At 74.6% G+C, this 13,267-nt stretch carries 11 protein-coding genes; 6 read left to right on the top strand and 5 right to left on the bottom strand.

Going from position 1 to position 13,267, the window contains the following annotated elements:
* Positions 1 to 103: 103 nt before the first annotated feature.
* Together Q6350_RS04195 and Q6350_RS04190 are read right to left on the bottom strand one after the other, a co-directional pair.
* Complete coding sequence (locus tag Q6350_RS04195) at positions 104 to 994, bottom strand: RNA polymerase sigma-70 factor (RefSeq protein WP_305065408.1); 891 nt, start codon at positions 992 to 994, stop codon at positions 104 to 106.
* Positions 991 to 2,067 carry an NAD(P)/FAD-dependent oxidoreductase gene (locus Q6350_RS04190; RefSeq protein ID WP_305065743.1) on the bottom strand — a complete coding sequence of 359 codons (1,077 nt, stop codon included), beginning with the start codon at positions 2,065 to 2,067 and terminating at the stop codon, positions 991 to 993. The genes Q6350_RS04195 and Q6350_RS04190 overlap by 4 nt, the downstream gene beginning before the upstream one ends.
* A gap of 111 nt (positions 2,068 to 2,178) precedes the next feature.
* Here Q6350_RS04190 and Q6350_RS04185 point away from each other — a divergent pair, with 111 nt between their 5' ends.
* Positions 2,179 to 2,982 (top strand): alpha/beta fold hydrolase, encoded by an 804-nt coding sequence (locus Q6350_RS04185; RefSeq protein ID WP_304602961.1) that lies wholly within the window; start codon positions 2,179 to 2,181, stop codon positions 2,980 to 2,982.
* Between the two features lie 54 nt (positions 2,983 to 3,036).
* Here Q6350_RS04185 and Q6350_RS04180 read toward each other — a convergent pair whose 3' ends face one another.
* Both Q6350_RS04180 and helR read right to left on the bottom strand, forming a co-directional pair.
* Positions 3,037 to 3,807 carry a SurA N-terminal domain-containing protein gene (locus Q6350_RS04180; protein ID WP_304602960.1) on the bottom strand — a complete coding sequence of 257 codons (771 nt, stop codon included), beginning with the start codon at positions 3,805 to 3,807 and terminating at the stop codon, positions 3,037 to 3,039.
* Between the two features lie 114 nt (positions 3,808 to 3,921).
* Positions 3,922 to 6,192, bottom strand: coding sequence for an RNA polymerase recycling motor ATPase HelR (gene helR / locus Q6350_RS04175; protein WP_305065405.1), 2,271 nt, complete (start codon positions 6,190 to 6,192; stop codon positions 3,922 to 3,924).
* Positions 6,193 to 6,488: 296 nt separating this feature from the next.
* Here helR and Q6350_RS04170 point away from each other — a divergent pair, with 296 nt between their 5' ends.
* Entirely contained in the window at positions 6,489 to 8,141 is a 1,653-nt protein-coding gene (locus Q6350_RS04170) for an RNA-binding domain-containing protein (RefSeq protein ID WP_305065403.1), read from the top strand.
* Positions 8,142 to 8,161: 20 nt separating this feature from the next.
* On the opposite strand, the gene Q6350_RS04165 is transcribed toward Q6350_RS04170, so the two are convergent.
* Positions 8,162 to 9,427, bottom strand: coding sequence for a threonine/serine exporter ThrE family protein (locus Q6350_RS04165; protein WP_304606449.1), 1,266 nt, complete (start codon positions 9,425 to 9,427; stop codon positions 8,162 to 8,164).
* Positions 9,428 to 9,506: 79 nt separating this feature from the next.
* Here Q6350_RS04165 and Q6350_RS04160 point away from each other — a divergent pair, with 79 nt between their 5' ends.
* Genes Q6350_RS04160 through Q6350_RS04145 form a run of 4 tightly spaced genes read left to right on the top strand, consistent with a single transcriptional unit; the run spans position 9,507 to position 13,261 of the window.
* Positions 9,507 to 10,343, top strand: coding sequence for an alpha/beta fold hydrolase (locus Q6350_RS04160; RefSeq protein ID WP_304606450.1), 837 nt, complete (start codon positions 9,507 to 9,509; stop codon positions 10,341 to 10,343).
* 38 nt (positions 10,344 to 10,381) lie between these two features.
* Complete coding sequence (locus Q6350_RS04155; RefSeq protein ID WP_305065400.1) at positions 10,382 to 11,977, top strand: HD domain-containing phosphohydrolase; 1,596 nt, start codon at positions 10,382 to 10,384, stop codon at positions 11,975 to 11,977.
* A 10-nt stretch (positions 11,978 to 11,987) separates the two neighbouring features.
* On the top strand, positions 11,988 to 12,167 hold the full coding sequence (locus tag Q6350_RS04150; protein ID WP_305065398.1) for a hypothetical protein: 180 nt from the start codon (positions 11,988 to 11,990) through the stop codon (positions 12,165 to 12,167).
* The gene (locus Q6350_RS04145) at positions 12,164 to 13,261 is read left to right on the top strand and encodes an NAD(P)/FAD-dependent oxidoreductase (RefSeq protein ID WP_304602955.1); all 1,098 of its coding nucleotides are present in this window, start codon (positions 12,164 to 12,166) and stop codon (positions 13,259 to 13,261) included. Before Q6350_RS04150 ends, Q6350_RS04145 begins: the two co-directional genes overlap by 4 nt.
* Positions 13,262 to 13,267: the final 6 nt, after the last annotated feature.

The raw sequence follows: 13,267 nt of genomic DNA, 5'->3' as shown, positions 1-13,267 counted from the left end.
GCATGCTGCCGCCGGCGCGGTGACGCATGCCCGACGGGAAGGACCGTGGCCACCGGGAGACCCGTCGGGACGGTGACCGCGCACGTCGCCGCTGGTCCTCGGGTCATCGCACCAGCGGCCGCACCTCGTCGACGCCGCCGAGCTTCTCGGGGTTGCGCACGAAGTACAGCGCCGTGACCGCGTCGCCGGAGGTCTCGACCAGGGCGACCACCTCGACCGCGCCGTCCCGTCGGACCACGACGGCGGGCAGCCCGTTGTACGTCGCCTCCTCCCACCGGGTGCCGTTGCCAGCGGTCCGCACCAGCCCGGAGACGAACGCGGCCACCTTCTCCGCCCCGCGGATCGGGTGCCGTGCGGCCGAGGCGAGCCCGCCGCCGTCGGACAGCGAGACCACGTCCGGGGCGAGCACGTCCATCAGCCCCGCGAGGTCGCCCGCCTGCGCCGCCACGACGAAGCGGCGCGCCACCTGGGCACGTTGCTCCGGTGAGGCCTCGAACCGGGGGCGCCGTGCGCGCACGTGCTCGCGCGCACGGTGCGCCGTCTGCCGCACCGCGGCCGGCGTGCGACCGGTCGCGGCGGCGATCTCCGCCCCCGAGAAGCCGAAGACCTCGCCCAGCACGAACACGGCACGTTCGATCGGGCTCAGCGTCTCCAGCACGAGCAGCATCGCCATGCTCACCGACTCGGTCAGCTCGGCATCGGCGGCCGGGTCGGCAGCGGTGCGGACCGGCTCGGGCAGCCACGGCCCGACGTAGTCCTCGCGTCGCCGGCGGAGCGTGCGCAGGTGATTCAGCCCCTGCCGGGTCACGGTGGCGACCAGGTAGGCGCGAGGGTCGCGGATCTCCCGCCCCGGCTCCTCGGCGGCCGCGACGGCGGCGGACCAGCGCAGCCACGTCTCCTGCAGCACGTCCTCGGCGTCGGCGGCGCTGCCCAGCAGCTCGTAGGCGATGGTGAACAGCAGCGGGCGGTGCTCGACGAACGGGTCGGTGCTCATGCCGGCACCGTCGCGGGCAGCAGCGGACCGTCCCCGGCACGGGTCACGGCCCGGGCAGGATGCCGGACGAACCGCACGGTGGCGCGGCAGACCTGCTCCTTGACCAGGGCGGCGGCCCGCCCGCGCAGCACCGGGCCCCGCGGTACGTCCAGACGGTCCGTCGGCTGCACGACGCCGCGCCGGCGACCCAGGCTCACGCAGGTCATCGTGAGGCCGACCGAGACCGGCCGCGGCTGCTCGCCCCGCAGCTCCGCGAGGACCGTGCCGGCAGCCGCGATCCCCAGCGGGATCGCCGTCTGGCAGCTCATCCGCAGCGGGGTCGACGCTGCGTCCCCGGCGGCCACGACCGTCGGCACGTCGACGCCGCGCAGGGCGCCGTCGACCCGCAGGCGTCCGGCGTCGTCCACCGCGAGGCCGCTGTCCCGGGCGAGGTCCGGCACGGTGAACGACGTCGCGTCCACCGTGATGCCGTCGCGGGGTGCGTCCACGTGCTCACCCTCGCGCACCTCGACACCGAGCGCCTCGAGGCCGCGGCGCACTGCGTCCTGGGCGGCCCGGGACAGCCCGGCGGCGAGGGTCCCCGCGACGAGCCGCACCCGCAGGTGCGGGTGGGCCTCGGCGAGCTCGGACGCGGCCTCGATGCCGGTCAGTCCGCCGCCGACGACGGTGAGCGGCGTCCCGGCAGCTGCCCCGTCGACCCGGTGGCGCAGCGCGACGGCCCCGTCCAGGTGCCGCACGGGCAGCGCCCCCGGCATCGCGGGGCCGGTACCGCTGCCCACCGCGTAGACGATCCGGTCGGCGGCCAGGTCTCCCCCGCCGGCGAGCGCCACCCCGTCCGCACCGATCCGCGTGACCGTGTCGAGCCGCAGGTCGACCCCGGGGCGGAGCAGCGGCCGCAGCGGGCGCACGGCCGACCCGGTGCCCGCCACGAGCTGGTGCAGCCGGATCCTCTCGACGAACTCGTCCCGCGGGTTGACGACGGTCACCCGGACCGGCGTCGGCGCCTCGGCGGACAGGTGGTTGGCGGCGGCGACCCCGGCGTACCCGGCGCCCACCACGACGATGTGCTGCATGTCCCTCACGTCCTCTCGTGTCGCCCATACGACACCGGCGGAGGCCGGGATGTGACATGGCCGGGCGGCACACCCGGTGGGATCCTGGAAGGGCGTCCCCGGGAGGTCGCGATGGTCCAGCACCAGTCCTCAGGTCCCTGGCACGTCACGTCGACGGACGGCACCCGTCTGGCGGTGTGGAGCACGGGCACCGGTCCCCCGCTGCTGCTCGTGCACGGGTCGATGTCCGACCACCGGCGCTGGCGCATCGTCGACCTGCTCGCGCAGGACCGGACGGTGCACGCGATGGACCGGCGCGGTCGGGGCGGCAGCACGGACGCTCTCGACTGGACGCCGGAGCGGGAGGTCGAGGACGTCGTCGCCGTCATCGAGGCGGTGGCCGCGGACGCGGGGCGGCCGACCGACGTGCTGGGCCACTCGTTCGGCGGCTACCTCTGCGTCCGGGCCGCGGGGCGCACCCCGCACGTGCGGCGGCTGGTGCTCTACGAACCGGCCGTCGTCCAGCACCCTCAGCCGCCCGAGCTGGTCGCCCGCGTGCAGGCGGCGGTCGACGCCGGACGGTACGAGGAGGCCGTCGAGATCATGATGCGCGACGTCCTGCACATGCCCGAGGCGGAGCTCGCGATGCTCCGGGAGCAGCCGAGCTGGCCGGCCCGCGTGGCCACCGCGCCGACCCTGCCCCGCGAGGAGAGCGTCCCGCTGCTGCTGGACCCCGCCGAGGCGGCCGGCGTCACGGCCCCGACCCTGCTCATCCGCGGCGGGGACAGCCCGGAGTTCCTGCAGGACGCGATCCGCACCGTGGCCGGGTCGGTCCCGGACTGCCGGGTCGTGACGCTCGAGGGCCAGCAGCACGTCGCGGACCAGACCGACCCGGAGACCTTCGCGGCCGTGGTCCGGGAGTTCCTCCGGGGCTGAGGCGGCGGCCGACGGCGGCCGGACGTCCCGGCCGGGCGTTCCGCCCGGCGGAGCTCACAGGTTGATCGTGACGTCCGCGTCCTCGCGCAGGTCGGTGACGATCGTGTCGATCGCCGCGCTCTGCTGCTGGCTGGTGGCCTGCTGGGCGAGCTGGTCGCGCACGTCCTCGAACGGGGGAACCTCCGGTGCCGACGCGCCGTCGCCGCCCTGGGACTCCATCTGCGCGACGAGCTCGTCGTACTGCGCGCGCAGCTCCTTCTCGGACGGCTCCTGCACGTCGGCCTCCTGCTCGATGTAGGTCGAGACCTGGAACTGGGTCGCGGCGTCCGCGCGCACCTGCTCCTCCGTCAGGCCCTGCTCCTTCAACGCGCTGATGACCGCGTCGGCGGACTCGAGCCCGTTCTGCGCGGCGACGTCCTCGAGCGTGGACCGGACGTCCTTCGCGGTGGGCTCGATCCCGGCGTCCGCCGCCGCCTGGGTCAGGAGCCGGTTGTTCACCAGCTGCTCGACGACCTGCTTCTTCAGCGCGTCCTGGTCGACCTCACCGGCACCGCTCTGCTGCTGGGACAGGGCCGCCTGCTGCAGCTGTCCCTCGAAGCTCGTGACGAACTCCTCGCGGCCGATCTCCTCCCCGTTGACCTCGGCGACGACGTCGGGCACGTCCTCGAGGTCGGCCTCGGGCGCGGCGCCGGCGTCCGGCGCGGCCTCGGCGCTGGGGGAGGCCGGGGCGGACGAGGTGTCGTCGCCGTCGGACCCGGCGCTGCAGCCGGCGAGGGCGACGACCGCCGCCAGGGTGACGGCGGCGAGGGGACGCTTGATCGACATGGGTGACTCCAGACAAGGGGGTGCGGAGCATCGAGCGTAAACACACGAGTCTGGGAACGGGAGCAGGTGGTGATCAGGTCCTGTTCAGGTGCGCGTGGGTACACTCCCGGCCGCTCACGGCCGACCCAGCACCACCAGCTCGCGGGTCGCCCGGGTCATGCTGACGTACCGGTCCACGGCCCCTTCGATCCCGTCGCCGAACCCCTCCGGCTCCACGAGCACCACGAGGTCGAACTCGAGGCCCTTGGCGGTCGCGGGGGTCAGGGACCGCACCCGGTCGCGGTCCTCGACGGCGGCGGCCGGCGGACCGGCACCGATCACGCACGCGGTGCCCTCGGGGTGCTGCGCCAGCCAGGTGTCCAGCACGTCCGTGAGCTCCGCCGTCGTGGCGTACCGGACCGGAGTCCCGCCGGGGCGCACCGACGTCGGGACGTTGGCGTCGGGGACGGCCGCGCGGATCACCGGGGCGGCCGCCGCCATGACCTCCTCGGGCGTGCGGTAGTTGATCGTCAGCGACGCCTGCTCGACGCGGTCCAGCCCGACCCGCGCCAGCCGCTCGGTCCAGGACTCGGCGAAGCCGTGCCGGGCCTGGGCCCGGTCCCCCACCACGGTGAGGCTGCGCGACGGGCAGCGGGCGAGCAGCATCTGCCACTGCGCGTCCGTGAGCTCCTGGGCCTCGTCGACGACGACGTGCGCGAACGGCCCGGCGAGGGCGTCCGGGGTGACGACCGGGAGGCCCGCGTCGCCCACCAGCGCAGCCTGCAGGTCCTGCCCGCGCAGCATGGACATCACGCCGAGGTCGGAGTCGTCGGTGGCGATCAGGTGGTCGACGACGTCGGCGATCCGGGCGCGCTCGGCGGCGCGCGCGGCCGTGGCCCGGCGACGGCGTCGGGCGTCGTCCGGGTCCCCGAGCCGGCGCCGCGCCGCGTCCAGGAGCGGCAGGTCGGCCTCGGTCCACGCGCGGGCGTCCGGACGCTGCAGGGCGGCGACCTCGTCCGGCGTGAGCCACGGCGCGCACCGGCGCAGGTAGGCGGGCACGGTCCACAGGTCCCCGACGACGTCGGTGGCTTCCAGCAGCGGCCAGGCCCGGGCCACGGCGCGCCGCAGCGTGTCGTCGGCGGCCAGCTCCTCCCGCAGGTCGGTCCCGGGCTCGGGGCCCGCGATCCCGTAGGCGTCGAACTCGTCGTCACCGAGGTGCACCCCGGGCACGGCGTCCCAGCCGGGGTTCTCGTCGGACCCGAACCCCTCCTCCGCGGGCTCCCCGGCCGCGTCGGCGAGCTTGTCGGCCAGGATCGTCAGCAGCTCGGCGAGGACCACGTCGGCCGCCTCGTTGTGCGGTGTCCCCGGATCAGGGGCGGCGAACGCCTCGGCCCAGTCGCGCGGGTCGAGCCACACGTCGCCCGACGCGGTCTCGAGGAGCATGCCCTCCGTCGGCGGCTCCTCCGAGAGCGCGACGGCCGGGTCGACGGCGGCCACCATCCGCGCGTCCGCCTTGAGCCGGGCGACCTCAGGGTCGGGCTCCGGCCGGGCGCCGTCCCCCTCGGGCAGCAGGTCCGCCAGCGTGCACGTGCGGACCCCCTCCTCGCCCAGGCCGGGCAGCACGTCGGCCACGTAGCCGAGGTAGGGCCGGTGCGGGCCGACGAACAGCACGCCCCCGTGGTGCTCGCCGACGTGCGGGTCGGAGTACAGCAGGTAGGCGGCGCGGTGCAGGGCGACGACGGTCTTGCCGGTGCCCGGCCCGCCGTCGACCACGAGGGTGCCGGCCGAGCCGGCCCGGACGATCGCGTCCTGGTCGGCGGCGATCGTCGTGAGCACGTCGCGCATGCGGGGCGAACGGCTGGCTCCCAGGCTCGCGACGAACGAGGACTGGTCGTCGAGCGCGGCGTGCCCCGCGAGCGCGTCGGACGTGAAGACCTCGTCCCAGTAGTCGGTGACCTGCCCTGCGGTCCACCGGTAGCGCCGGCGGCTGACCAGCCCTCTCGGGTCTCCGTGGGTGGCGCCGAAGAAGGGCTCGGCGGCGGGTGAGCGCCAGTCGAGCAGCAACCGCTCCCCCGCGGCGTCCGTCAGCCCGACCCGGCCGAGGTAGGTGACGACGCCGTCGGCCCGCACCATGCGGCCCAGGCACAGGTCGATGCCGAAGCGCCGCAGCATCCGCAGCCGGGCGGACAGGCGGTGGATCTCCTGGTCACGGTCGAAGGCGGCCTGCCCGGACCGGCCCGGTGCCCGGCGGGCGGCGTCCAGCCGGGTGGTCAGGTCGACGACCTGCCGGTCGATCGCGGTGGCGATCGCGGCGAAGTGCGCCTCGTCGGCGGCGATCAGCGCGGGGTCGTCCTTGGCGGCGAGGTGCTCGGACAGGCGGAACGGTCGGCGAGGCAGCACGGGCATCAGCTCTGGTCGGTCGGCCCGGGGGGCCGGTGAGGCCTGTGATTCTGCGCCTGCCAGGGGGTCTTGCCGCAAGACCCCCTCCGCGCTATAGATTGAAAGTGGCGGGAGGTGTGCTCACCGCTCGAACCCCCACTCGGTGAGCGACGACGACGGACGCGTCGAACGCCGTCAGGACGCGCGCTGCTGGACCCCACGTCCGCTGTGCGCGACAGCCGGCCCACCAAAGTCCATTCAAAACTATGGACGATGGACAGTCACGGCTCGCGAGCCTCAAAATTATGCATAGGCTTGAGATCGTGGAGACGCGCAGCCTCATCGAGGCGGGTGAGACCCTGACGACCGAGTTCAAGTCCGAGGCCCTCAACCACGAGTTGACGAAGGCTGCCGCGTGCCTGGCCAACGGCGACGGCGGTGTGCTCCTCATCGGCGTGGACGACGACGGCACGGTGGTCGGTGCCAGGGGACCAGGTGGTTCCCGTCCGGACCCGGAACTCATGGCCGCGTACATCCAGAACACCACCGACCCCCCGCTTCCGGTCACGGCCGAGCTCGAGCAGATCGACGGCGAGGACGTGGTACGCATCGAGGTGCCGCGGGGTGATCCCGGGCCAGTGGGCACGAAGTCCGGCGTCTTCACGAGGCGCTCGATCGACACCAACGGGCGACCGCAGTGTCTCCCCATGTCGGCGCACGAGATCGTGAGTCTCGGCATGGTGACACGGGGACAGGACTTCGCGGCCGCCGCCGCGGCCGGGGCGACGGTGGAGGACGATCTCGACCCGGACGAGTTCAAGCGGTTCCGGCGGCTCTGCGCCACCAGCGGAGATCATGTTGAACAGTTGTCTGACCGCGACGTCCTCAAGGCTCTCGGACTGGAGCCGTTGCAGGCCCCGGTGAGCCTGGGGGCGGTCCTGCTCTTCGGGCGGCGAGCAGCCGTTCAGCGATGGACTCCGAACGCCGAGCTGTTGTTCCAGGATCTCCGTGGAACCTCACGGACGAATCGGCGGCTCGTCGGTCCGCTGCTCCAGGTGGCCGAGGAGCTCGCGCGACTGCTCGACGAGCGCAACACGTCCCACGAGTTCGTCATCGGCCTGCACCGTGTCGATATCCCGCTGATCCCGTCGGTCACGCGTCGAGAAGCGGTCGCGAACGCACTGGTGCACCGCGACTACTCGGCGCTGGGCCCGACGACGGTCCAGCTGACCGATGCCGAGTTCGCCGTGTCGAGCCCGGGAGGATTCCCCCCGGGTGTCACCGTGGACAACATCCTGGAACAGTCCCGACCGCGGAGCCCACTGCTCGCGGACGCGTTCAAGCGAGCAGGCCTGGTGGAGCGACGGGGCAAGGGTGTCAACGACATGTTCGAGCAGCAGCTGCGGGCAGGCCGGGACTCCCCCGACTACACGAGGAGCACCCCCGACTCCGTCACGGTCACTGTTCCGCTCGGCACTGCCGATCTGGACCTGGTGCGATTTCTTCTGGCCTGGGAAGACGAGCGCCAGCAAGCGCTCGGCCTCCCGGAGCTGCAGGTCGTGCACGAGGTCAAGGCAGCAGGGTCCGCCGGCAGCCACGAGATCGCGAGCATGACGGGGCTGCCCGTCGGTCGAGCGCGTGCGGTGGCCACGCACCTTGTCGAGATGGGCATTCTCGAGGCCAGGGGCGACGGCCGGAGCCGTCGGTACCACCTCACGGCCCGCTTCTACGACAGGGCGCAGGACCGGAACGCCTACGTCCGTGTGAAGGGGGTCGACCCGCTGCAGCAGGAGCGCATGATCCTCGACTACGTCGATGCTTTCGGTTCGATCACCCGAGGTCGCGCTGCCGAGCTCTGCCAGACCTCCCCGCCGCAGGCCCGAACGATCTTGAAGCGGCTCGTCGACGGCGGAAGACTGCGGGTCGTCGGCGAGCGTCGGACCGCGCGGTACGAGGCGGTGGACGGCGGTGCCTGAGCTGCCTCGACCGGCCCGCGTCATCGCTCGAACCCCCACTCGGGGTCGGTGAGCATCCGCGCGATCGCCAGACCGATCGCCAGCGCCGCCACCACCAGCGTCGCCTCCACCGCGTAGGTGAGGGCCTCGGACGTCGCGCCGTTCGACACGTGGTAGATCGCCCGGTAGGCGGACGCGCCCGGGACCATGATGACGACTGCGGGCACCGAGACGGTCACCCGCGGCACGTTCATGCGCGGGGCGACGACGGCGGCCAGCAGCCCGACGAGCAGGGCCGCGGCCGCGGCCGCCGCCTGGACGGGGACGTCGGCGTCGACGAGCCACAGCCGCCCGGTGTTGGCGACCATCCCGATGGAGGCGGCCGCCAGCGCCATGGACCAGGGACTGTTGAACATCAGCGCGAACCCGAGGACGCCGAGGAAGCTCGCCAGCGCCCGCAGCGACACCAGCAGCGCCGGGTCCAGGTCCATGGGTTCGGCCGGGACCGGGTCCAGGCCGACCACCATCGAGACGCCCCACACCGACAGCGCCGCCGAGGTGAGGATCATCAGGGCGTAGGTCAGCCGGGCCAGGCCCGCGGAGAAGTCCAGCTTCGCGAGGTCCAGCGCGCCGGTGACCAGCGGGAACCCGGGCACCAGGAACAGCACGGCGGAGACGTACCCGGCCTCGTGGTTGGTGGCCGCTCCCCCGAGCGCGCCGAACGCGGCGAGGAACCCCACGTAGGTGGTGGTGGCCAGCGCCGCGGCGAGCATCGTCACGCCGAACTGGTTCCATCCCCGGTGGATGAGGGCGCGGCGCAGCGCCTGCCCGAGGCCGGCCCCGAGGAACACCCCGGCGATCTCGACGACGCCGCCGTGGTTGAGGAAGGCGAACGCCGCGCACGCCATCGCCGCCCACAGGGCGTTGAGGGCGGCGGGGTACAGCGGGGGCTTGTCCTGGATCCGGTCGAGCCGCGCGGTGGCGTCCTCGACGCTGACGGGCTGGTCCCGCTCGACGTCCTGCGCGAACCGTTCCAGGGCGCACAGCCGGTCGGCGTTGATGCCGACGCTGCGGACCTCGGTCACCTCCGTGCGGAAGCTCGGGCCGCGGTGCGAGGTCGTGGTGATCTCGGTCAGGGTGACGTGCGCCTGGTGCCGTTCGATCCCCAGGGCCCGGGCGGCACGGGCCATGGAGGCCTTGACCCGGTACGAACCGGTCCCGGCGGACAGGGACAGCCGGCCGACGCGCAACGCCACGCCGGACCGTCGGATGAGCTCGATCTCGGCGTCGTCAGGTGCGGTGGGCACGGGTCCATCCTCGGGGGCGGGCGGGGGCCCGCGCCACAGGACCAGGTGCGACGATGGGGGCGGCGACGAGGAGCGTGGCATGACCGAGACGGTGCGGCACGAGATCGACCTGCCCGACGGGCGCGTGCTCGTGGGGCACGACAGCGGCGGACCGGGCGGTGCTCCCGTCCTGGTGTGGCACCACGGGTCGCCGCAGTCCGGCGAGCTGCTCGCGCCGGTCGTCCGGGCGGCCGCGGTCGGCGGGATGCGGGTGGTCTCCGTGGCCCGTGCGGGGTACGGCGGGTCGACCCGGCGTCCCGGACGCAGCGTGGCCGACGCCGCCGGCGACGTCGGCCACCTGCTGGACGAGCTCGGGGTCACCGCCTGTCACGTGGTCGGTGCCTCGGGCGGCGGTCCGCACGCGCTGGCGCTCGCGGCCCTGCGCCCGGACCTGGTCCGCGGGGCGGTGACGCTTGCCGGCATCGCGCCGTACGACGGGACCGAGGCCTGGTTCGCGGCGATGGCCGACGACGGCGGGCTGCGGTCCGCGCTCGACGGCACCACGGCGCGCGAGACCTACGAGGAGACGGCCGAGTTCGACCCGGCGAGCTTCACCGACGCCGACGTCGCCATGCTGTCCGGGCCCTGGGGCGCGCTCGGGGCCGACGCCGGCCGGGCCGGCGAGCAGTGGCCGGAGGGTCTGGTGGACGACGACGTCGCGTTCGTCCGGCCCTGGGGCGTCGACCCGGCCGAGGTCACCGTCCCGACGCTGGTGGTCCAGGGTGGCGCCGACCGGGTGGTCCCGCGCAGGCACGGGGCGTCGCTGCGCGACGCGCTGCCGCAGGCCGACCTGTGGCTCCGGCCGCACGACGGGCACATCGGCGTGCTGGCCGCTCTGCCCGCGGCCGTCGGCTGGCTCCGCGCCCACGACGGGTGACCGGCGGCGAGCCGCCCGCCGAGGACTATCGTCGAAGCATGGCTGAGACGGCGTCGGCCACCGCACGGCCGGTGCGCGCCGCCGAGGTCGCCGCGGCCCTCTGCCTGGCCACCGACCTCGGCATGGGTTTCCCCTGGGCGCACGGTCTCGAGGCGACCGCCGCGACGATGCGGCTGTGCGACGTCGCGGGAGCCGACGAGGCGGTGCGCCGGCAGGCGTACTTCCTCAGCCTCCTGGCGTACGCCGGCTGCGCCGCCGACGCGACGGTCAAGGCGGAGTTCTTCGGGGGGCCCATCACCGAGTCGATCGTCGACGTCATCTGGGGCACCCGGCGCGAGCAGATGGGTGTGGTGCTGCGGTCGCTGCCCGACCCCGGTGCGCCGGTGCCCGCCGCCGTCGGGCAGACGGTCGCCCGGCTGCCGCGTGCCGTCGCCCACGAGCCGCGCGAGCAGCTCGCCCTGTGCGAGGTCGCCCAGCACCTGTCCCGCCACCTGGGTCTCGACGGCGTCGCCGACGACCTGCACCACCTGACCGACCGGTGGGACGGGTCCGGGGTGCTGGGGCGGGGTCGGGGCGAGGAGATCCCGACCGCGCTGCGGATCGTCCTGGTCGCCCGGGACGCCGCGCACCAGGCGTCCGTCGGCGGCAGCGGGTACGCGGCCGACGTCATCGCCGACCGGGCGGGACGTGCGCACGACCCGTGGGTGGCGGGGATGCTCGTGCGGCACCACCACGAGATCCTCCGCGAGCCGCACGAGCAGGGGGCGACCTGGGACGAGGTGCTCGCCGCCGAACCGGGCACCCCGCGGGAGATCCCCGCCGAGCAGGTCGACGACGCCGTGGCGACGCTCGGCGAGCTGGCCGACGTGGTCGGGCCGGCGTGGGCCGGCCGGTCCCGGGCGGTGGCGGCGCTCGCGGGCGACGCGGCGGAGCTGGCCGGACTGGACCCCGCGGAGGTCCGGCACGTCCGTCGGGCCGCGCTGCTGCAGGACGTCGGGCGGATCAGCGTCCCGGCGCGGATCTGGCACGCCCACCGGACGCTGTCCGCCGAGGACCGGGAGCACGTCCGCCTGCACCCGTACTTCACCGAGCGGGTGTGCGCCGCCTCCCCGTTCCTGCGCGACCTGGCCCGGGACGCCGTCTGCCACCACGAGCGGCTGGACGGGTCGGGGTACCACCGGGGGCTGCCGGCCGCGGCGCTCGGGGTCCCGGCGCGGCTCCTCGCCGCCGCCGACGCGATGCGGTCGGCCTGCGAGACACCGCCGCACGGCCGAGGGCTGAGCCGCGCCGCGGCGGTGTACGCGCTGGGCCGTGACGTGCGCGAGGGACGCCTCGACGCCGAGGCGGTCGCCGCCGTCGTCGAGGCCGCCGGGCTCGAGCCCCCGCCGCTGCGCCGGCCGGCCGGGCTGACGGAGCAGGAGAGCAGGGTGGTGGGGCTCGTCGCCCGCGGGCTGGCGACCAAGCAGGTCGCGCGAACCCTCGGCATCAGCCCGAAGACGGCGGACCAGCACCTGCAGCACGCGTACCGCAAGATCGGGGTGTCGAGCCGGGCGGCCGTCGCGCTCTTCGCGGCCGAGCACGGCCTGCTCGCCTGGGGAGAACTCCTGATACCGGGGCGGCGCACGGCTCCGTAGCGTCGACGGCATGGACACCGTGCCGACCCGGTCCGCGGCCCCGGTCTCCCCCGGGGATCTCGCGGAGCGGCCGCGCACCCGGCGCCGGTGCGCGCTCGGGGCTTCCGGCAGCGCCGCCGTGGTGGTCGTCTCCGGCTCCGTCCAGGCGCTGAGCTTCCTGCGTTCCGTCCGACCCGAGGAGGAGTCATGAGCACGCAGCAGCACGAGGTACCCGTCGTGGTGGTCGGCGGGGGCCAGGCCGGGTTGGCCACCTCGTACCACCTCTCGCGACAGGGTGTCGAGCACGTGGTGCTCGACGCCGCCGCCCGGGCGGGGGACTCCTGGCGTCGGCGCTGGGACTCCCTGCGCCTCTTCACCCCGGCGCGGGTCGACCACCTGGACGGCCTGGACCTCGGGCGCCGCGGCCCGGTGCCGACCAAGGACGAGTTCGCGGACTACCTGGAGCGCTACGAGCACGAGTTCGACCTGCCCGTCCGCCACGGTGTCCGGGTGCGACGGCTCGCGTCCGACGGTGCGGGGTTCCGGCTGGAGGCCTCGGACGGCGAGCACCGGGCGGAGGCCGTCGTCGTGGCGATGGGTGGGCTCCAGGTTCCCCGGGTGCCGGCGGTCGCGGGCGATCTGCGGCCCGGCATCCGGACCCTCCACTCCGCGGACTACCGCAACCCCTCCCAGCTCGCCGACGGGTCGGTCCTCGTGGTCGGCGTGGGCAACAGCGGGGCGGAGATCGCCGTCGAGGCCGCCCGGGACCACGAGACCTGGTTGGCCGGCACCGAGACCGGGCACCTGCCGTTCCGCGTGGACGGCTGGTTCGGGCGCAACCTCGGCACCCGCGTCGTGGGGCTCGTGTTCCGCCACGTGCTGACGATCGACACCCCGGTCGGGCGCCGCGCGCAACCTGTGCTGCAGTCCCGGGCGGACCTGCTGGTGCGGGAGCGACCCCGGGACCTGCGGCGGGCCGGGGTGCACCGGGTCCCGCGCATCGAGGCGGCCCGTGACGGCCTGCCCGTGGCGGCGGACGGCACGGTGCTCGACGTCGGCACGGTCGTCTGGTGCACCGGGTACCGGACCGGGCTGGAGGAGTGGATCGACCTGCCGGTCCTGGACGAGCGAGGACGCGTGCGTCAGGTCCGCGGGGTCACCGAGGTGCCGGGGCTGTACTCCGTCGGCCAGGACTTCCAGTACGCCAAGGCGTCCGAGCAGATCCCCGGCGTGAGCCGGGACGCGCGGTACGTCGCGGAGCACCTCGCCCGGCAGCGCCGCGGCGCACCGGTCGCCGCGGGGTGAGCGGCC

The sequence above is a fragment of the Isoptericola sp. b515 genome, from assembly GCF_030588125.1.
Taxonomy (GTDB): Bacteria; Actinomycetota; Actinomycetes; order Actinomycetales; family Cellulomonadaceae; genus Isoptericola; species Isoptericola sediminis.
Note: the sequence above shows the minus strand (reverse complement) of the source record. Positions and strands in the feature narration are given on the sequence as shown.

Bases quoted from the DNA above. Each gene is read 5' to 3' on its own strand.
- Q6350_RS04195 (WP_305065408.1), bottom strand. From the start codon at position 994: ATGAGCACCGACCCGTTCGTCGAGCACCGCCCGCTGCTGTTCACCATC.
- Q6350_RS04190 (WP_305065743.1), bottom strand. From the start codon at position 2,067: ATGCAGCACATCGTCGTGGTGGGCGCCGGGTACGCCGGGGTCGCCGCC.
- Q6350_RS04185 (WP_304602961.1), top strand. From the start codon at position 2,179: ATGGTCCAGCACCAGTCCTCAGGTCCCTGGCACGTCACGTCGACGGAC.
- Q6350_RS04180 (WP_304602960.1), bottom strand. From the start codon at position 3,807: ATGTCGATCAAGCGTCCCCTCGCCGCCGTCACCCTGGCGGCGGTCGTC.
- helR (WP_305065405.1), bottom strand. From the start codon at position 6,192: ATGCCCGTGCTGCCTCGCCGACCGTTCCGCCTGTCCGAGCACCTCGCC.
- Q6350_RS04160 (WP_304606450.1), top strand. From the start codon at position 9,507: ATGACCGAGACGGTGCGGCACGAGATCGACCTGCCCGACGGGCGCGTG.
- Q6350_RS04155 (WP_305065400.1), top strand. From the start codon at position 10,382: ATGGCTGAGACGGCGTCGGCCACCGCACGGCCGGTGCGCGCCGCCGAG.
- Q6350_RS04150 (WP_305065398.1), top strand. From the start codon at position 11,988: ATGGACACCGTGCCGACCCGGTCCGCGGCCCCGGTCTCCCCCGGGGAT.
- Q6350_RS04145 (WP_304602955.1), top strand. From the start codon at position 12,164: ATGAGCACGCAGCAGCACGAGGTACCCGTCGTGGTGGTCGGCGGGGGC.